Here is an 18,509-nt window from a genome sequence, read left to right as displayed (position 1 = left end):
GCGGGCGGCCCTGCGGCAGGGGCCAATATGGGGTGTTCAGGCGGCCGGTTCGGACGCCACCCCGGGCGCCAGGAACTTCCTGCCGTTGACCCGCTCGGAGGCGCCCACCCGGTCCAGATACGGGGTGATGCCGCCGAGGAACATTGGCCAGCCCGCGCCGAGGATCATGCAGAGGTCGATGTCCTCGGGACCGGCCACCACGCCCTCGTCCAGCATGAGTCCGATTTCCTCGGCCAGGGCATCCTGGGTGCGGCGCAGCACTTCCCCTGCGGTCGAGGGGGTGTTGCCGAAGGTCATCAGTGCCAGCGTTTCGGCGGGGATGAACGGCTTACCGTCCGGTCCCTTTTCCGTTGCCCCGTTCTGCGTGGCCCAGATGGATGTCACGCCGTGATCGAGGAGCTTCTGCAGGTTCCGCGAGACGGTGAAGCGGTCCGGGAACGCAGCATGCAGGGATTCCTGGACGTGCTGGGCGACCGGCAGTCCCACCATCGCGCCGAGGACAAACGGGGTCATCGGCAGGCCCATCGGGCGCAGCGAATTGTCGGCCACGTCCGCGGGGGTGCCCTCATCGAACGCCGCCGTCACCTCGCCCATCAGGCGCAGCAGGAGGCGGTTGACCACGAACGCCGGGGCGTCCTTGACTAGCACGGCGGACTTCTTGAGCCCCTTGGCGAGCTCGAACGCGGTGGCCAGTACGGCGTCGTCGGTCTTCGGGGCGCGGACGATCTCCAGCAGGGGCATCACGGCAACGGGGTTGAAGAAGTGAAACCCGACCAGGCGCTCCGGATGCTCCAGGTCTGCGGCCATGGCGGTGACGGACAGCGAGGAGGTGTTGGTGGCAAGGATGCACTCGGGTGAAACGATCGCCTCGACCTCCTTGAAGACCTGCTTCTTGATGTTGAGCTCCTCGAACACCGCTTCGATGACGAAGTCGGCGTCGGCGAAGGCTTCCTTGGAGACAGATCCGGTGACCAGCGCCCGGGTCCGGTTGGCGGCGTCTGGGCTGATGCGGCCCTTCTGCAACAGCTTGTCCACCTCGGCGTGCACGTAGCCCACACCCTTGTCCACGCGGGCCTGGTCGATATCAGTCAGCACCACGGGCACCATGAGCTGGCGGGCGAAGAGCAGGGCGAGCTGGCTCGCCATCAGCCCGGCGCCCACGACGCCGATCTTCGTCACCGGGCGGGCGAGCGCGCGGTCCGGGGCGCCGGCGGGGCGCTTGGACCGGCGCTGCACGAGGTCGAGGAAGGCGTAGACGGTGGAGCGGAACTCCTCGGTCTGCATCAGGTCTGCGAGGGTCTCGCATTCCAGCTCCGCGGCCTGCGCCTGGGTCAGTGTCCGGTTGGCTTCCATCACGTCGAGGACCTTGGCCGGGGCGGGGGAGGCGTTGGAGGTCTTGGCCTCCACGAAGGCCCTGCCCGTGGCGACGGCGGCGGCCCAGCGGGCCGCGACCTGTGGGGCAGCGGGGTCGACGGCGTTGGCGCGTTCCGGGGTCACGGCGCCGGCGATGACCTGCGCGGCCCAGGCGACGGACTGCTCGACGAAGTCGGCCGGCTCAAACATGGCGTCCGCCACTCCGAGCTGGAACGCCTGGGGCCCGGCGAGCGAGCGGTTGTTGCTCAGCGGATTTTCAATCATCACCTTGACGGCGTTTTCCGGGCCGATCAGCCGCGGCAGGATGTACACGCCGCCCCAGCCCGGGATGAGTCCGAGGAAGGCTTCGGGCAGGGCCAGCGCGCCGGCGCCGGTGGATACCGTGCGGTAGGTGGACTGCAGCGCGATTTCCAGCCCGCCGCCCAGGGCGAGGCCGTTGATGAACGCGAAGCTCGGCACACCCAGGTCCGCCAGCGTGCCGTAGACGTCGTGACCCAACTGGGCCATCCAGAGCCCGTGTTCGCGGCCGCTGATGGACTTGACCGTGGACAGATCGGCGCCGGCGACGAGGAAGTAGGGTTTGCCGGTGACGCCCACGCCCGCGATCTCGCCGCGGGCGGCGCGGGCCTTGAGTCCTTCCAGGACGGTGCCGAGCTCGACAAGGGTGTTGGGACCCAGGGTCGTGGGCCTGGCGTGGTCCAGGCCGTTGTCCAGCGTGACCAAGGCGAACACGCCGGGGCTCCTGCCATCGACCGCCGGCAGCGGAATGTCCTGGACGTAGGAGTGGGTGACCGTCTCGTCCGGGAAGAGATCGGCAAGTTTACGGAAATCGGCGGCGCTCATGCGGCTGCTCCAGTCTCGGTAGTGGTGGCGGTGCCCGTGGCGGCGGCCGGCTCGAAGGAGGTGCCGTAACCGGCATGGTGCGGGTTCTCCCAGATCACTGTGGCGCCCATGCCCAGGCCGACGCACATCGTGGTCATGCCGAAGCGGACCGAGTGGTCCTCCTCAAACTGGCGGGCCAGCTGGTTCATCAGCCGCACGCCGGAGGAGGCAAGGGGGTGCCCGACGGCGATCGCGCCGCCGTAACGGTTGACCCGGGGGTCGTCGTCGGCGATGCCGAAGTGGTCCAGGAAGCTGAGCACCTGCACGGCAAAAGCCTCGTTGATTTCGAAGAGGCCGATGTCCCCGATGCCGAGTCCGGCGTTCCTGAGGGCCTTTTCGGTGGCCGGGACCGGTCCGATGCCCATGACTTCGGGTTCGACGCCGGCGAAGGCGTAGCTGACCAGGCGCATCTTGACCGGCAGGCCAAGTTCCTCGGCGGCGTCGGCGGACGCCAGCAGGGCCGCCGTGGCGCCGTCGTTGAGGCCGGCAGCGTTGCCGGCCGTCACCCGGCCATGGGCGCGGAACGGGGTCTTGAGCGCGGCGAGGTCCTCAAGCGAGGTCCCCGGCCGCGGCGGCTCATCCAGACTGTTGACGGTCCAGCCCCGGCCCGGTTTCATCGTCGCGACCGGCACCAGGTCCGGCTGGATCTGGCCCCTGGCATAGGCGGCGGCCAGTTTGTCCTGCGAGGCGACAGCGAAGGCGTCGGTGCGGTCCCTGGTGATGGCGGGGAAGCGGTCGTGCAGGTTCTCCGCGGTGCTGCCCATGTTCAGGGCGGCCGGGTCCACGATCCGTTCGGACATGAAGCGCGGGTTGGGGTCGGAGCCTGCGCCCATCGGGTGGTTGCCCATGTGTTCCACGCCACCGGCGATCACGACGTCGTAGGCGCCGAAGCCGATGCCGCTCGCCGTGGTGGTCACGGCCGTCATGGCGCCGGCGCACATCCGGTCGATCGCGAAACCCGGCACGGTGCGCGGCAGTCCGGCCAGCAGGGCGGCGGTGCGGCCGATCGTCAGGCCCTGGTCGCCGGTTTGCGTCGTCGCCGCAATGGCCACCTCGTCGATGCGTTCGGCGGGCAGGGACGGGTTGCGGCGCATCAGTTCGCGGATGCACTTGACCACGAGGTCATCGGCCCGCGTTCCCGCGTAGATGCCCTTCTCGCCGGCGCGGCCGAAGGGGGTGCGGACGCCGTCGACGAAAACGACCTCGCGGATGGTCCTGTTTCCTCCGATGCTCGGCTTTGCGCCGCTGGGTTGTCCGCTGATGCTGGGCTGGCTCACGTGTTACTCCTCATCGAGACATGGGTGCCGGATCCGTGCCCTGGGCGCAAAGAGCCCAGAGGCGACGGAGTCGGGCGACATCAGAGACCATGTTACTAGCCAGTAACATAGCTGGCAAGGAGTCCGGCGGCGGTGCCGCCGGGTGACGTTCCGCGGGCCGGTCGCGGCCTAGTGCGCTGTGTCCGGTGCTTCCGCGGCAGTCGTGACGCCAGTTTTGTCCGGTGCGGCTTTGGCTTCCTTGGCCGGCAGTGGTTGCGGGTGCTGGAACGCTGTGGCGATGAGCGGCGCGGCGAGTTCAATCTGCCACTGGCGCGCGCCAAGGTTCGCCAACTCCTCCGCGATGCCTTCCTCGGTGGACTCGAGCGGCGGGCGCCAGGAGACGCGGCGGAGGTAATCCGGCGTCAGCAGGTTCTCCACCGGCATGTTCAGCTCCTCGGCCCTGGCCTGCAGCGCGGGGCGGGCGGTGGCGAGCCGTGCGGCGGCCTCCGGGTCCCGGTCGGCCCACACACGCGGGGGCGGGGGAGCGTTCGTGGGCAGGTGCAGGGGCGGGAGTTCCTCGAGGGTCCGGGCGGTGCTGATACAGCGCAGCCACCGCGGCGCCTCGCGCTGGGCTGCACGGCCGTGGAAGCCCTTGGTGCCGAGCAGTTGCGGCACGGTGGTGGGCATGGCCTTGGCGGCGGCGACCAGTGCGGAGTCGGGGATCAGCCGGCCGGGGGCGACGTCGCGCTTCTGCGCCAGCGAGTCGCGTTCGAGCCACAGTTCGCGGACCGCCGCCAGTTGGCGACGGTCGCGGATCTGGTGCAGTCCGGACGTCTTGCGCCACGGGTCGACGCGAGGCGGTGCCTGCCCGGCGTCGAGGATGGCAGCGAATTCCTGTTCGGCGTAGTCCAGCTTGCCGTCGGCCACGAGGAGTTCGATGAGTTCCTCGCGCAGTTCGGTGAGGACCTCGACGTCGAGGGCGGCGTAGCGCAGCCAGGGCTCCGGCAGCGGCCGGGTGGACCAGTCGGCGGCGGAGTGTTCCTTGGCGAGGCCAAAGCCCAGGAGCTGTTCGATCACGGCGGCGAGGCCCACGCGGGGCAAGCCGGCGAGGCGGGCGGCGAGTTCGGTGTCGAAGAGTTTGTCCGGCCACATGCCGAGTTCGGACAGGCAGGGCAGGTCCTGGCTGGCAGCGTGCAGGATCCATTCCACGCCGCGCAGGGCGTCGTTGACGATTCGCAGGTCGTCGAAGGGTTCCGGATCGATCAGCCAGGTGCCGGAACCCTCACGGCGGATCTGGACCAGGAAGGCGCGCTGGCCGTAGCGGAAGCCGGAGGCGCGTTCGGCGTCAACCCCCGCGGGTCCGTGTCCTGCGGCGAGGGCCGCGGCGCAGCGCTGCAGGCCTGACATTGTTTCAATGACGAGCGGCACACCGTCGCGGGGGGCATCGAGGTCGATGACCTCGGGGACCAGGCTGTCGAAGCCGTCCACCGCGATGTGGGCTGTAGTGTCAGCGGCCTCTGTTTTGATTGGTACGGCGCCGGCCGTCGTGGTTTCCGGAATATGAGGGGTCATGATGACTTCAGTTTAGCGACAACACAGTGTTGCGGGCCGCGCCTGTGCCAAAACGAAGCGGATGGCGCTGGCGCTACGGTCCAGGATCAGGTCCATTTCAGGGCAGTCCGCGTCGCCAGCGGGGCAGCGGGGTGACGCCTTCCGGCAGCGGGGGGAGGCCGGCGAAGGTGCAGACCATGTCCGACCACGCCTCGAGGTGCGAGGTGATGTCAGGGGAAGCCGGCGTCCATGATGCCCGGAGCTCAATGTCGATGGAGTTGGGCCGGTCCGCGAGGGTGCCGAAGCTTTCGGAAAGCACCCGCGTCGCGGTGCCCCCGGCAGCGCGGTACGGTGCGGCATGGTTTTCCAGCGCCTCGACGAGCCACGCCCAGGCGACCGGGCCGAGCATTTCGTCATTGCCCATTTCCGGCTCCAACTGGGCGCGGATGTAGGTGACGATCCGGAATTCACCCTCCCAGACGTCGGAGCCGTCGGGATCGTGCAGCAGGATGAAGCGGCCGGTGGCCAGTTCGATGTCATCGCTGCCGGAAGCACGTGCCAGGGCCGCGGCCGCCGGGCCGTGGACGGCTCCGGAGGGTGCCGGTTCGCCGGCGGCGATGACTTCCGCCCCGAGCGCGACGGCGAAGGGTGCCAGCCGCGCCGGTGCCGGGATCTCCTCCAGACGCAGTTCAGCGCGGGTTCGTGCTTGCCGAAGGGTTCCCAAGGCAAAGATAAAGTCTGCCGGAACCTGATCGAGTGCGTTCACTCTGGAAGATTATGCAAGGCGCGCTCCCAAGCCCGGCAGGCTCGCCGCAACTGCCCGGCCGGGCTTGCGCCGGGCACGCGGGTCAGCCGGCAGCGAGTTCGCGCTTGATGGCGGCGATGAAGGAGTCAACGTCGGCCTCGGTGGTGTCGAAGGAGCACATCCAGCGGACCTCACGGGCCGCCTCGTTCCAGTCGTAGAACCGGAACGACGCGCGCAGCCGGTCTGCCACTCCGGCCGGCAGGATCGCGAACACGCCGTTGGATTCCGTCTTCTGGCTTAGTTCGACGCCGGGGATGGATTCGACGCCGGCACGGAGCCGGGACGCCATGGCGTTGGCGTGCGAGGCGGAGCGCAGCCAGAGGTCACCCTCGAGCAGGGCAATGAACTGCGCGGACATAAAGCGCATCTTGGAGGCCAGCTGCATGTTCATCTTGCGCAGGTAGACCAGCCCCTGGGCGGCGGCCGGGTTGAGCGCGACAACGACCTCTCCGAACAGCAGTCCGTTCTTGGTGCCACCAAAGGAGAGGATGTCGACGCCGGCGTCGCGGGTGAACTCCCGCAGCGGCACGTTCAGGTGGGCGGCGGCGTTGGCCAGCCGGGCGCCGTCCATGTGCAGCTTCATGCCTTTGGAGTGGACATGCTCAGCGATGGCCCGGACTTCGTCCGGTGTGTAGCAGGTGCCGAGCTCGGTGGTCTGCGTGATGGACACGGCCAGTGGCTGGGCCCGGTGCTCGTCGCCCCAGCCCCAGGCTTCCTGGTCGATCAGCTCGGGGGTGAGCTTGCCGTCTTTCGTGGGAACCTGGAGCAGTTTGATGCCGCCGATCCGCTCCGGTGCGCCGTTCTCGTCCATGTTGATGTGGGCGGTTGAGGCGCAGACCACGGCGCCCCAGCGCGGCAGCAGGGACTGCAGCGAGAGCACATTGGCGCCGGTGCCGTTGAAGACCGGGAAGCATTCGATCCCGTCGCCGAAGTGCTGCTCCATCAGCTGCTGCAGCCGGGCGGTGTAGTCGTCCTCACCGTAGGAGACCTGGTGGCCCTCGTTGGCGGCGGCCAGGGCGGCCAGCACCTCGGGGTGGACGCCCGAGTAGTTGTCGGAGGCGAAGCCGCGGACGGAGGGATCGTGGAGCCGCGCCGCGGTGCCGGCACGGGCGGTTTCAACTGTGCTTGTCATCGATTTGCTCACGCTTTCAGTCTAAGGATGTCCGGGGCGAAGTTCAGTGCCCGGGCTCACGGCGTGGGCCCGGGGCCCAGCAGCAGCCGCCGGCCGTTGAGTTCCGCCGCGGGTGAGCTGAACAGTCCGGCGGCGGCCGCGGCGAGGTCCTCCACGTCGGTGAATCCGGGGAAGCTGCGGTCCGGGGACTTAGCCCGCATGGCTGTATCCACGAGGGCTTTCGCGACGAAGATCACGGCGGCGCTGTGCTGTTCCACGGGGTCCTGCTGGCGGCCCGCCTGGCCGCTGTGGAAGCCGTCGGCGACGGCGAGGGTCCAGGCTTCGGCGGCGGCCTTGGCGGCCACATAGCTGGCGCCGCCCGCCGTCGGCCTGTCCACGGCCGTGGAGGAGACCATGGCGAAGCGCCCGGTGTCCGAGGCGGCGAGGTCGTCGTAGAAGACCCGGGTGACGTTCCGCAGTGTGGTGATGGCGCCGCGTTCCAGGAAGTCCCAGTCCTCGTCGCTCTGATCCGTGATGCCCTTGGCGCCGCGCCACCCGCCGACCAGATGGATGACGCCGTCGACGGCTCCGCCGTTTCCGGCAGTTCCAGGTCCGGCAGCTCCAGATCCGGCAAGCCGGTGGATGGTGGTGTGCAGTGAACGGACTGCGGCCAGGCTGGCGAGATCGCAGACCAGCGGCGTGACGCCGTCGCCGGCTTCCGCGGCGGCCGCCTCGATCCGGGGCCCGTCGGAGCCGACCGTGAACACCGTGTGCCCGGCGTTGCGCAGGGCACGGGCGGCGGCGATCCCCGAAGGGCCGCTGCCGCCCGTTACCAGCACGTTCAAGCTGCGTCCGGGGCTCATCCGGCGTTCATGGCTTTGCGTGCCGGGCCGGCGGCGGAACCCGTATCGGACGTGCCGGTGATCCCGGCCGTCGATTCGATCACCGGGCGCATCTTCTTTTCGAGGGCCTCGTAGAACATGGACAGCGGGAATTCGTCGTCGAGCACCTGGTCGGTGAGGCCGCGCGGCGGCCCGGCCAGCGGCAGTGCCTCCGGTCCCTTGGCCCAGGCCGACGCCGGGTTGGGCGTGAGGGTGCCCGAGACCAGCTCGTAGGCGGCGAGCCAGTGGGCCGTCTTGGGGCGGTCGATCGAGCGCCAGTAGAGCTCCTCGATCTTTGCGCCGAGTTCAACCACGACGTCGGCGGCTTCGTCCCAGTCGATGCTGAGCTTGCTGTCGGTCCAATTCAGGACGTGGTGCTGGTGCATCCAGGCGAAAAGCAGCTGGCCGCCGAGGCCGTCGTAGTTGCGGACGCGGCTGCCGGTGATGGCGAAGCGGAAGATCCGGTCAAAGATGACGGCGAACTGGACAAGTTTGGCGTGCCGGCGTGCCTCCGGGTCGGCGTCCTCGTCCTTTTCGATCTTCACGGATTCCCGGAAGGCGGTCAGGTCGCAGCGGAGTTCCTCGAGGGAGTAGAGGAAATACGGCATGCGCTGCTTGATCATAAACGGGTCGAAGGGCAGGTCCCCGCGCATGTGGGTGCGGTCGTGGATGAGGTCCCACATGACGAAGGTTTCCTGCGTCAGCTCCTGGTTTTGGAGCAGGGCGGCGGCGTCTTCGGGGAGCTGCAGCGAGGTAATGTCCGCGGCGGCCCGGAGTACCCGGCGGAAGCGGGCCGCCTCACGGTCGGCGAAGATGGCACCCCAGGTGAACGTGGGGGTGGTGCGTACGGCGACGGTCTCGGGGAACAGCACCGCGGAGTTGGTGTTGTAGCCGGGGGTGAAGTCGAGGAATCGGATCGGCACGAAGAGCCGGTTGGAGTATTCGCCTTGCTCGAGGCCTGCGATGAACTCGGGCCAGATGACCTCGATCAGCACCGCTTCGACCAGGCGGTTGCTGCTGCCGTTCTGCGTGTACATCGGGAAGACCACGAGGTGCCGCAGCCCGTTCACCCGGTGCTCCTGTGGCTGGAATGCCTGCAGGGAGTCGAGGAAGTCGGGCACGCCGAAACCGCCCTCGGCCCAGCGGCCGAAGTCGGTGACGAGGAGGGCAAGGTAGTCGGCGTCGTGCGGAAAGGCCGGTGCGAGGGCGCTGATCGATGCCGTGATCGTGCGGACGTACTCCGCGGCGGCCTCGTGGTGGGCTGGCTCCGGGACCGAACCGTCCTGGACCTGGAGTGCCTGCAGGGCGGTGGCGGCGGCCTTGAGCTCGAGCCACTCCGGGGAGCCGGCGGAGATCGGGGCAGTGGTGGTGAAAGCGGTGGTAGTCATCGTCAGCGGGCACCTTTCTGTTTGCTGGGAGCGTCGCTCGTCAGCCTCTATGCCGAGCGTAGCAAGCAAACAGAATCCCTAACGCAAAATTGCCTCGAGCATAAGGAACTCTGTGGCAAGTGGCCGCTGCGGCCCGGGTCAGCTCCAGCTGCCGCGGGGCTGCCGGCCCGGGCTGCCCGCGACGGCTGCCCGCCCGGCTACTGGCCGGCGGCGTCCGCCGGGACCAGTTTCAAGGAGACGGAATTGATGCAGTACCGCTGGTCGGTCGGCGTTCCGTAGCCTTCGCCCTCGAAGACGTGGCCAAGGTGCGAATCACAGTTGGCGCAACGGACTTCCACCCGTTCCATGCCCAGCGTGCGGTCGTGGATGTAACGGACCGTGCCCTCGGCGAGCGGGGCCCAGAAGGAGGGCCAGCCGCAGTGCGAATCGAACTTCTCCTGGCTGGTGAACAGCTCGGTGCCACAGGCGCGGCACTGGTAGACGCCCGCGGTATGGCTGTCCCAATATTCGCCGGTGTAGGGCCGCTCGGTGCCCGCCTGGCGGAGCACACGGTATTCCTCCGGCGTCAGTTCCTGGCGCCACTGCTCGTCGGTCTTTGCCGCGGGCGCGTGTCCAGCCGGTCCGGGGACGCTTCCGACGGCGGGGCCGGGCGCGCTTTCGGCAGCGGGGGCCGCGACAGGGGTGACTTTTGGCCGGTTGCTAAAGATACTCATAGCCTCAATAACGTTCAGGAGTCCCCGATAAATCCCGATCCGGCGTACAGATGCAGGACCGGCAGGCCCAGTTTGTCCTGGGCCTTGGTTGCCCAGTCGGTGTGGAACGTGTCCGCGACGGCGTGCGGGCGGGTGATCACCACGGCCTGCCCGGCGCCGAGTTCCTTGACCCGGGCGACCATTGAGTCGACGGCCTTGCCCTCGACGATCTCCCCGGTGACGCCGCCGCCCAGCCCGGCCAACGCGGCCAGCGAGGCGGCCAGGGTCTCGGCGGCTTCCGCGCGTTCCCCGGCGGGGTCGGAGTGTGCCGTCAGTTCACGGAAGGCCTTGGAGACTTCCAGCAGGGACAGGTTCTCCAGGAAATCCACCAGGATGTGCCGCTCCGTGCTGGCCGGAACCAGGACCACCAGCGGTGCATCACCCCCGGCAAGCAGGGCTTTGATGTTGACGCGGTCGTCCGCGCCAAGGGGCTCTTCTGTCAAAATGACGATTGGATCACTCATGACCCCAGCCTAGTCGTGCGCCGTTGGGCCCGCACGGATTGGGGCGCCGGGGGCCGGCCTGTCGCGGTGTTGGGCGTTCTGCGCGGCGGCCCACGGACGTTCGGGCCGTCGGCCGGACCCGCCGCCGGTGGCCGGTGACGCCGGCGGATGCCACGGTGGGCGGGTAGTTCGGTAAGAATGGTGCCATGGCATCCTCCCCGCGCCTCCTGCCGGACCAGCACCGGATCTCCACCGCCCGTGGAAAGGCGGTCCGCGCCGCCATGGTCGAAGTTACGGCTTCGGCGAACGACGTCTCGGTCAAGGGCAGCGCCAAGTGGGCGCTTGGAGGCATCATCGGCGGCAGCGCCGCGGCTGGCCTGCTGGCCGCCGGATCCTCCGCCCTCGCCCTCTATTTCGCCCGCCGCGTGATCACTCCCGCCAGGGTCAAGGTCGAGGACCAGGAAGTGCTCGCTGTGATCCGGGGCGGGCCGGGGCTGCAGCTCATCCTCGCCGCCACGCCCGAGGCCACGGTCGAGGGCGTCTACGGTTTCTTCTTCGACGGCGGCCGGGGACACGCCCGGATCGGCCGGATCGTGTCCTATTCGCCGGCGGAACGGACGGTGCAGCGCGAAGTCGAGGCCGTCTACAGCGGCGATCTCGGCACGGCGCGCCGCGGCTACTGGAGCGGGGCGGCGTACCCGGATCCGGCCAGCATCGGCCTGCCGTCGGAGGACGTGGACGTCGACGTCGACGGCGGGACGGCGCCGGCGTGGCTGGTCCGGGCCCCGCAGGAGTCCGGCATCTGGGCCATCATGGTGCACGGCCGTGGAGCGAGCCGGCAGGAATGCCTGCGGGCGGTCCGCACGTCCCGCGAACTGGGCATGTCCAGCCTGCTGATCACGTACCGAAATGACGGTCTGGCGCCCTCGGCGCAGGACGGGCGCTACGGCCTGGGCTCCACCGAATGGCGGGACGTCGAGGCTGCCATCAGCTATGCCCTCGAGCGCGGCGCCCGGGAAGTGGTGCTCTTTGGCTGGTCCATGGGCGGGGCAATCTGCCTCCAGACCGCCGACCTGTCCCGGTACCACCACCTGATCCGGGCCATGGTGCTGGACGCGCCCGTCATTAACTGGGTGAATGTGCTGGCGCACCACGCCGAACTCAACCGAATTCCCTCGGCGGTGGGCCGGTACGGGCAGCTGATGATGAGCCACAAACTCGGAAGGCGGCTGACCGGCCTCGCCGCCCCGGTGGACCTCAAAGCGATGGACTGGGTGTCCCGGGCGGTCGAACTGCGGACACCGACACTGATCATCCACAGTGTCGACGACGAATACGTCCCCTATGGCCCGTCAGCTGCCCTGGCCGAGAAAAACCCGGAGATGGTCACCTTCGAGACCTTCGACCGTGCGCGGCACACCAAGGAATGGAACGTGGATCCGGAACGCTGGGAGCGGCTGGTCACAGCCTGGCTCGGGCAGCAGCTCGCGCCCCGCCTGAATCCGGGCCAGCCGGATCCCCAACAGCCCCAGGCGGGAGAATTCGCTCCGGGGGAGCCCGGCCCGGCGGCATAACTCGCCCGGGCAACTAACCCGGGCAGCGGGGCGGCCTACTGGTTCCTGCGGGTGCCGATCCTGGCGGTGCGTGCCCCGGTGAGCCGGACCAGTTCGGCCGGGCTCAACTCGATATCCAGCCCGCGCCGCCCGCCGGAGACCAGGATCGTGTCCAGGCCCAGGGCGCTGTCATCGACAACGGTGGGGGAGGGCTGCCGCTGTCCCAACGGGGAAATGCCGCCCAGCACATAGCCGGTGCGGCGCTCGGCGGCAGCCGGGTCCGCCAGCGCCGCCTTCTTGCCGCCCAGCGCGGCCGCCATCGCCTTGAGGTCCAGGTTTCCGTTCACCGGCACGACGCCGACGGCGAGGCGGCCGTCGACGTCGACCATGAGGGTTTTGAACACCCGGGACGGATCGACGCCGAGCATCTCCGCGGCTTCCAGCCCGTAACTGGCGGCCGCCGGGTCGTGGCTGTAGGGGCGCGCGACGAAGGGAACCCCGGCGGCCGCCAGTGCTGCGGTGGCCGGGGTTCCCTGTGACGCCTGCTTGCGTGCCATTGCTGTCCGGTCTTCGGGTGCCCGGTTATCTGCTTGTTCGGATAACCGTCAGGGCTGCTGCGGCAGGGCGGCAACCTTGCGCTTGATCCGGCCCAGCATCGCTGTCATCCCGCGCATCCGCAGCGGCGTGATGGCGCGGGTGAGGCCCAGCAGCTCCGGCATGTCGTCCGGGACGGCCAGGATTTCCGCAGCGCTCAGCCCGTCGAGGCCCTCGTGAAGCACACCCGCGAAGCCGCGCGTGGTGGGGGCCTCGGGCGGCGCCTTGAAGAAGAGCCGGACGCTGTCGGCGCCGCCGTCGGACAGTTCTGTTTCAATCGTCAGGAACAGCGGCGACTGGCACTCCACCACCTGCTCCATGAGCTCCGGGTGGTCCTTGAGCCGTTCCGGGAGTTCCGGCAGTTCACGGGAGAACTCGAGCAGCAGCTGGAGCCGTTCGGGTTCGGTGACGGCCTGGAAGTCGTCAACAATTTCCGCCAGTGCGGTGGGAAGGGCAGTAGTATTCATCGGTTCCAGTTTCGCACGCGCGGCGATTTGTGTCCCAGTCGGTGTCCGGCGCTACCTCGCGGCCGGCACCGTGCCGCGTTCGGTGCCCTTGGCGATCGGGGCGCGGACGGCGTTGCCCCATTCGGTCCAGGAGCCGTCGTAGTTGCGGACAGTTTCGAAACCAAGCAGGTACTTCAGTGCGAACCAGGTGTGGCTGGAACGCTCGCCGATGCGGCAGTACGCCACGACGTCGTCGCCTGCCTTCAGCCCGGCCTCGCCCAGGTACAGTGCCTCCAGTTCGGGGCGGGTCCGGTAGGTGCCGTCTCCGGCTGCCGCCCGGGCCCAGGGGATGGAGGCGGCGGTGGGGATGTGTCCGCCGCGCAGGGTGCCTTCTTCGGGGTAGGCGGGCATGTGCGTGCGCTGGCCGGTGTACTCCTCGGTGGAGCGGACATCGATCAGCGGCTTGCCGAAGTGGGCCATCACATCTTCCTTGAAGGCGCGGATCGGTGCGTCGTTGCGCTCGATGACGGGGTAGTCGCCGGGGCTGGTGGCGGTCTGGTCCGTGGTGACGGCGCGGCCTTCGGCAATCCACTTGTCCCGGCCGCCGTCGAGCAGCCGGACATCCTCGTGGCCGAAGAGTGTGAAGACCCACAGGGCGTACGCGGCCCACCAGTTCGATTTGTCGCCGTAGATGATGACAGTGCTGTCGCGGGAGATTCCCTTGGCTGCAGCGAGGGCGGCGAACGCAGCGCCGTCGACATAGTCGCGGGTGATCTCGTCGTTCAGGTCCGTGTGCCAGTCGACCTTCACCGCGCCGGGGATGTGGCCGGTTTCGTAGAGCAGCACGTCCTCGTCGGATTCGACCACTACGAGCTTGCCGTCCTGGAGGGCGCCGTCGTCGATCGCGGTGGCCAGCCACTCGGTGGACACGAGCCGCTCGGGGTGGGCGTAGGCGGAGAACTTCTCATTCTGCTCAACGGGGTAGGGCATGGTGGTGGCCTTTCACTGGAACGGTCAGGGACCGGGCCATGGAAGGTTCAAAGGCGGCGCCGGGCCTGCTTCAACACTAGCCACGCCCCGCCGGGATTGCTCCACGGGGTTCACACTCGGAAATATGGTCTTCGTCACGTGATGCCCAGCCGTCCCCGTCTGCCGACCGGCTGTCCGCGCATTGCCGGTATTCTGTCTGGGGACAAGAGACCAGCAGAACGGACCACCTTGGTACAGATCGAACAGCTCGCCGCCCGCACCCCGGCAGTTTCAGTGGATGAACTCCTCAAGGGTTTTTATCCGTCGCCGCGCTTCGGTGAGGTTTCGTTTTCCAGCTACCGGCCGGATCCGTCCCAGCCCAGCCAGGCACACGCGGTCAAGGCGCTGGAAGGTTTCGCGGCCAACGTCGGAGCCCGCGACGGCGACGGGCTCTTCAAGCGCCTCTTCGGCAAGAAGGACACGTCCCGGGCGGGGATCTACCTCGACGGCGGGTTCGGCGTCGGCAAGACCCATCTGCTGGCATCGCTCTGGCATGCCACCCCCGGGCCGAAGGCCTTCGGTACCTTCGTCGAATACACGAACCTGGTCGGGGCGCTTTCCTTCCGGAAAACGGTCGAGTCCCTGAGCCACTACAAGCTGGTCTGCATCGACGAATTCGAGCTGGATGATCCCGGCGACACTGTCCTGATGTCCCGGCTCATGCGCGAACTGGCCGACGCCGGTGTCAAGCTCGCGGCGACGTCCAACACACTGCCCGGTTCCCTCGGCGACGGACGCTTCGCTGCCGTCGACTTTGCCCGCGAAATCCAAGTGCTGGCGGACCAGTTCGACGTCGTCCGGATCGACGGCGAGGACTTCCGCCACCGCGGCCTTCCCGCTGCACCGCAGCCGCTGCCGAACGAGCAGCTGACGCACCACATGCAGAACGAGTTCCACGGCAAGACGGTGGCACGCGATGAGTTCAGCACCCTGATCAACCACCTGGCCGGCGTCCACCCGAGCCGGTACCGCCAGTTGCTGGACGGGATCGAAGGCGTCGTCTGGAAAAACGTCCACACCATCACCGAGCAAGCCGTCGCGCTGCGCTTCGTGGTGCTCGCGGACCGGCTTTATGACAAGGACGTGCCGATCCTGGCCAGCGGCGTGCCGTTCGACCAGCTCTTCACCGAGGAAATGATGACCGGCGGGTACACAAAGAAGTACTTCCGGGCCGTCTCGCGGCTCACCGCCCTGGCCCGCGAGGGCCAGAACCACGAACCGTCCTGACACGCAGAAAGCAACGCGGGCTCACTTGCAGTCCATCCGCCAAGCACCGGATGGGCTGCACGTGACCCCGCGTTGCTTCGTTAAGAGCCGTTCGGTTTAGCAGCCCGCTGGCGCTTGGAGCCGGCGACGTACGGTGCCGTTAAACGCCGGAGGTGCCGGCGCCGCCTCTCGGCGGGACCGGCACCTCGCTGACGTATCTGGGTCAGAGGCCTGGCTGGCGGGGTTCCCCGGTTACCGGAGGTACCGGGGGCTCCCCGGCTACGGGAGTCTCATCGGCGACGGGGGCCGCGTTCGGCCGGTCGTTCGCCTTGTCCACGAAGTCGGAGGCGCCCCGCTGAACGGCATCGATCTTGTCGGCGTGCTTTCCGCCGGTCTTGGAGTCGACGAAATCGCCGGCCTTTTCGATACCGTCCTTGATGGCTTCTTCGTTGCCACCAATGATTTGCTGAGCCTTGCCCTTTAGATCGTCAAGAAGACCCACGGGCACCTCCCTTCGGTCGCGGAGCCAGATCGCTCCTAGCGCTTTCCACCCTAGCGGGAGGTGGCGGGGGTGCCAAGGGTGTACGCCCACAGGGTAAAGAACTTTGGCCCGGGGCAAGGGTACAAGGACCCGGACTCCCGCGAGGACGAGCGCCTGGGAACAGTCCCGGGGCGGCTGGGGGAGGGCGGAGTGGCAGCGCGCGGCGTGGCATAAAAAAAGCAGCTCCGGGGAGCTGCTCTTGTGGTGGGCGATACTGGGATCGAACCAGTGACCTCTTCCGTGTCAGGGAAGCGCGCTACCGCTGCGCCAATCGCCCGCAACCGGAAGGATCCGGAGTGGAGTTGTATTGAAGAGAGCGGACGACGAGATTCGAACTCGCGACATCCACCTTGGCAAGGTGGTGCTCTACCAGCTGAGCTACGTCCGCATTTTAGTCCATGCCGGCTGGGCCGGTGGTACTGCATCAAGCAAGTTGCCTTGCTCTGGTGGGCGATACTGGGATCGAACCAGTGACCTCTTCCGTGTCAGGGAAGCGCGCTACCGCTGCGCCAATCGCCCCTTGTATCCGACCTAGACCGGAAACCAGGGTTTTCACCGAGGTGGGTACGGGATTCGAACCCGTGTATACGGCTTTGCAGGCCGCTGCCTCGCCTCTCGGCCAACCCACCGTGTAGATAGGATTCCGAAGAACCTTACCGTGACAGTGTCCTGCGAGCGGACGACGAGATTCGAACTCGCGACATCCACCTTGGCAAGGTGGTGCTCTACCAGCTGAGCTACGTCCGCAGTATTGTCTGCAATTCCCCGCCGCAATCGGCAATTCCTCGCGTTCCAACGAGTAAGAACTCTATAGGAGGTTCTGGGAACTTACAAATCGAGACGGCGATGCCGGGCGACGGGAGCGCTGCATCGTTGAGTTCTAGCGGTTCCAGCTAATTACAAGGATGTAATTAGAGTGCATTTCGCGGGCGGCCCAGCGTGGTGGCGGAGGTCTGCCGGAGGTAGGTCGGTTCAACACCGGAAGACGTATTTGGGTGTCCCATGCGCAATGCAGCGCTCCGATTTCTATATTCCGCCGGGGTGGGCTAGCATTCAATGGCATTGGGGCGATTGGCGCAGTGGTAGCGCGCTTCGTTCACACCGAAGAGGTCACTGGTTCGAACCCAGTATCGCCCACCCCATAGATGGTCCGTTCCGCTCACCGAGCGGGGCGGACCATTCTTGTTAGTGCAGTTGGCCTGCTGTTTTCACCACTGTCATACCCCCGTGAAAGGGTCTTCTTATGACCGCCCCACTTCTTGCCCACGCCACGGACCATGGCCGGATGTATGCGCGCTCCACATCGGAGCAATTTTCTGTCCCCTCCATTACCACCGTGATCGGTCAGCAGCCCCATGGTTTGGACGGCTGGTTCGGGTACATGGGCGCCAACAGCCTTGCCCAGGATCCGACGCTGCCCGGCATCCTGGGGAGCCCGGCCAAGGTGCGCCAGGCGGTGAGCCGTGCGGCCAAGGCCGCCGAGACCTACCGCGACGACGCGGCGAAGCGCGGTGACCGGGTGCACAACTACTGCGAGCAGGTCGCCCTGCGCGCCCTGGGTCGTCCGCACGAGATGAAGGAAACCCGCGAGGCCCTTGCCGCCAATGGTGAAGAAGCCTTTGCGGCCCGCTTTGACGAGTGGTGGGAGCTCTTCCAGGTGGAGCCGATCGCCCCGGAAATCACAGTCTGGAACAAGACTGTCGGCTACGCCGGCACCCTGGACCTTGTCGCCAGGATCAACGGCCGGACGTGCCTCATTGACTACAAGACCAAGGGCACCAGCCGTGACGGCACCGTCAAACCCCTGGATGACAAAGTGGTTATGCAGCTCGTCGCCGGAATGAAGGCCGAGGAAAGCCTGGTGGATCCGGTGGCAGGGGAGTGGGAGGCCTGGCAGCACGGTGAATCCCCGATCCTGCTGGCGGTTGCGATCGGACAGACCGAAGTTCGACCGCTGCGGGCCAACCCGGACGTCCTGAAGCACCACTGGTGGAAGTTCTGCGCCCTGCGCCGTGTCTGGGAAATGTCCGCCGACACCACTGCCGCAGGAGCGGCGCTGCTCCCGCTGGCTCCGCCGCCAATTTCGCGCTAACTGTTGCTACGGCGAATCGGGCGAAGCCGGGCTGGCGGACCGCAGCAGTAGGCCCGCGTCCTCCCGGGCACGGAACCGCGCCCAGGGCCACCGCACGGTCCGCGGCCAGGTCAGTGCTACTCCTTCATCCACGACGCCGTCGACGACCATTCCCGCTACGTGGACTCCGAGATCCTGCCCGATGAATCCCAGGCCACCACCTCGGCCGTCATGACCAAGGCCATTGCCGTCGTCGCCGCCCACGGGGTGAAGATTCAGCGGGTGATGACCGATAGCGGTTCCTGCTACCGTTCCCGGGCCTTCGGCCACGTCCTTTGCCGGCGCCGGGATCAGTCGCAAACGCACCCAGGCCCCGTGCTGCGTTCGGCCCCGGTCAGGCGGCGGTGTTGAGGTCTGTGGGGTGGAAGTAGTAGTTGCGTCTGGGTTGTCGGCGCGGGTCGATGTGGGGTGGCGGGATGAACCAGGGGACGCCGCTTTGGAGCTGGATGGTCCATTGTTCCTTGTGGATCGCGTGGTGGTGGTGGGAACAAAGAAGCACGCCGTTTTCCGTGCCGGTTGTTCCGCCGCGGGACCAGTAGTCGATGTGGTGTGCTTCGCACCAGGTT

17 protein-coding genes and 6 tRNA genes are annotated in these 18,509 nt (G+C 67.6%); 4 read left to right on the top strand and 19 right to left on the bottom strand.

The genetic code is table 11. The features are described 5' to 3' along the window. Positions 1-36 precede the first annotated feature (36 nt). The 9 genes from J2X01_RS15720 to J2X01_RS15680 form a co-directional block, all read right to left on the bottom strand. Complete coding sequence (locus J2X01_RS15720) at positions 37-2,217, bottom strand: 3-hydroxyacyl-CoA dehydrogenase NAD-binding domain-containing protein (protein WP_310059374.1); 2,181 nt, start codon at positions 2,215-2,217, stop codon at positions 37-39. Then, a complete protein-coding gene (locus J2X01_RS15715; protein ID WP_374724983.1) occupies positions 2,214-3,518 on the bottom strand; it encodes a thiolase family protein in 1,305 nt (434 codons plus the stop codon). The genes J2X01_RS15720 and J2X01_RS15715 overlap by 4 nt, the downstream gene beginning before the upstream one ends. Before the next feature lie 183 nt (positions 3,519-3,701). After that, a complete protein-coding gene (locus tag J2X01_RS15710) occupies positions 3,702-5,084 on the bottom strand; it encodes an HRDC domain-containing protein (protein ID WP_310059372.1) in 1,383 nt (460 codons plus the stop codon). A 97-nt stretch (positions 5,085-5,181) separates the two neighbouring features. Then, complete coding sequence (locus J2X01_RS15705) at positions 5,182-5,829, bottom strand: DUF3000 domain-containing protein (protein ID WP_310059371.1); 648 nt, start codon at positions 5,827-5,829, stop codon at positions 5,182-5,184. Between the two features lie 82 nt (positions 5,830-5,911). After that, positions 5,912-7,000 (bottom strand): threonine aldolase family protein, encoded by a 1,089-nt coding sequence (locus J2X01_RS15700; RefSeq protein ID WP_310059529.1) that lies wholly within the window; start codon positions 6,998-7,000, stop codon positions 5,912-5,914. 56 nt (positions 7,001-7,056) lie between these two features. Beyond that, positions 7,057-7,842, bottom strand: coding sequence for an SDR family NAD(P)-dependent oxidoreductase (locus tag J2X01_RS15695; protein WP_310059369.1), 786 nt, complete (start codon positions 7,840-7,842; stop codon positions 7,057-7,059). After that, positions 7,839-9,248: a DUF6421 family protein gene (locus J2X01_RS15690; RefSeq protein WP_310059368.1), complete on the bottom strand. Its 1,410-nt coding sequence runs from the start codon at positions 9,246-9,248 to the stop codon at positions 7,839-7,841. The genes J2X01_RS15695 and J2X01_RS15690 overlap by 4 nt, the downstream gene beginning before the upstream one ends. A gap of 197 nt (positions 9,249-9,445) precedes the next feature. Next, complete coding sequence (gene msrB, locus J2X01_RS15685) at positions 9,446-9,961, bottom strand: peptide-methionine (R)-S-oxide reductase MsrB (protein WP_310059366.1); 516 nt, start codon at positions 9,959-9,961, stop codon at positions 9,446-9,448. 14 nt (positions 9,962-9,975) lie between these two features. After that, positions 9,976-10,464, bottom strand: a complete 489-nt coding sequence (locus tag J2X01_RS15680; RefSeq protein WP_310059364.1) for a hypothetical protein — start codon at positions 10,462-10,464, stop codon at positions 9,976-9,978. A gap of 260 nt (positions 10,465-10,724) precedes the next feature. Here J2X01_RS15680 and J2X01_RS15675 point away from each other — a divergent pair, with 260 nt between their 5' ends. After that, a complete protein-coding gene (locus J2X01_RS15675; RefSeq protein ID WP_310059526.1) occupies positions 10,725-12,017 on the top strand; it encodes an alpha/beta hydrolase family protein in 1,293 nt (430 codons plus the stop codon). Positions 12,018-12,052: 35 nt separating this feature from the next. Here J2X01_RS15675 and ybaK read toward each other — a convergent pair whose 3' ends face one another. Genes ybaK through J2X01_RS15660 form a run of 3 tightly spaced genes read right to left on the bottom strand, consistent with a single transcriptional unit; the run spans position 12,053 to position 14,026 of the window. After that, on the bottom strand, positions 12,053-12,553 hold the full coding sequence (gene ybaK, locus J2X01_RS15670; protein ID WP_310059360.1) for a Cys-tRNA(Pro) deacylase: 501 nt from the start codon (positions 12,551-12,553) through the stop codon (positions 12,053-12,055). A gap of 48 nt (positions 12,554-12,601) precedes the next feature. Further along, positions 12,602-13,057: a SufE family protein gene (locus J2X01_RS15665; protein ID WP_310059358.1), complete on the bottom strand. Its 456-nt coding sequence runs from the start codon at positions 13,055-13,057 to the stop codon at positions 12,602-12,604. Between the two features lie 51 nt (positions 13,058-13,108). Next, on the bottom strand, positions 13,109-14,026 hold the full coding sequence (locus J2X01_RS15660; RefSeq protein ID WP_310059356.1) for a sulfurtransferase: 918 nt from the start codon (positions 14,024-14,026) through the stop codon (positions 13,109-13,111). Positions 14,027-14,254: 228 nt separating this feature from the next. Here J2X01_RS15660 and zapE point away from each other — a divergent pair, with 228 nt between their 5' ends. Further along, positions 14,255-15,292, top strand: a complete 1,038-nt coding sequence (gene zapE / locus J2X01_RS15655; protein WP_310059355.1) for a cell division protein ZapE — start codon at positions 14,255-14,257, stop codon at positions 15,290-15,292. Positions 15,293-15,494: 202 nt separating this feature from the next. Here zapE and J2X01_RS15650 read toward each other — a convergent pair whose 3' ends face one another. The 6 genes from J2X01_RS15650 to J2X01_RS15625 all read right to left on the bottom strand — a co-directional run bounded on the left by J2X01_RS15650 (position 15,495) and on the right by J2X01_RS15625 (position 16,559). Beyond that, complete coding sequence (locus J2X01_RS15650; protein WP_310059354.1) at positions 15,495-15,773, bottom strand: antitoxin; 279 nt, start codon at positions 15,771-15,773, stop codon at positions 15,495-15,497. Positions 15,774-16,014: 241 nt separating this feature from the next. Continuing rightward, positions 16,015-16,089 (bottom strand) — tRNA-Val (locus tag J2X01_RS15645). 38 nt (positions 16,090-16,127) lie between these two features. Next, positions 16,128-16,200, bottom strand: a tRNA-Gly gene (locus J2X01_RS15640). 56 nt (positions 16,201-16,256) lie between these two features. Then, positions 16,257-16,331, bottom strand: a tRNA-Val gene (locus J2X01_RS15635). A 39-nt stretch (positions 16,332-16,370) separates the two neighbouring features. Further along, a tRNA-Cys gene (locus tag J2X01_RS15630) sits at positions 16,371-16,441 on the bottom strand. 45 nt (positions 16,442-16,486) lie between these two features. Further along, positions 16,487-16,559, bottom strand: a tRNA-Gly gene (locus tag J2X01_RS15625). A gap of 318 nt (positions 16,560-16,877) precedes the next feature. Between J2X01_RS15625 and J2X01_RS15620 the strand changes: the two genes are divergently transcribed. Together J2X01_RS15620 and J2X01_RS15615 are read left to right on the top strand one after the other, a co-directional pair. Then, a tRNA-Val gene (locus J2X01_RS15620) sits at positions 16,878-16,949 on the top strand. Positions 16,950-17,055: 106 nt separating this feature from the next. Beyond that, positions 17,056-17,904: a cytochrome gene (locus J2X01_RS15615; protein WP_310059353.1), complete on the top strand. Its 849-nt coding sequence runs from the start codon at positions 17,056-17,058 to the stop codon at positions 17,902-17,904. A 373-nt stretch (positions 17,905-18,277) separates the two neighbouring features. Here the strand turns inward: J2X01_RS15615 and J2X01_RS15610 are convergent. Beyond that, positions 18,278-18,509: HNH endonuclease (locus tag J2X01_RS15610; protein WP_310059352.1), on the bottom strand; the 232-nt coding region annotated here is incomplete at its 5' end.

Source organism: Arthrobacter ginsengisoli (assembly GCF_031456935.1).
Taxonomy (GTDB): Bacteria; Actinomycetota; Actinomycetes; order Actinomycetales; family Micrococcaceae; genus Arthrobacter; species Arthrobacter ginsengisoli.
Note: the sequence above shows the minus strand (reverse complement) of the source record. Positions and strands in the feature narration are given on the sequence as shown.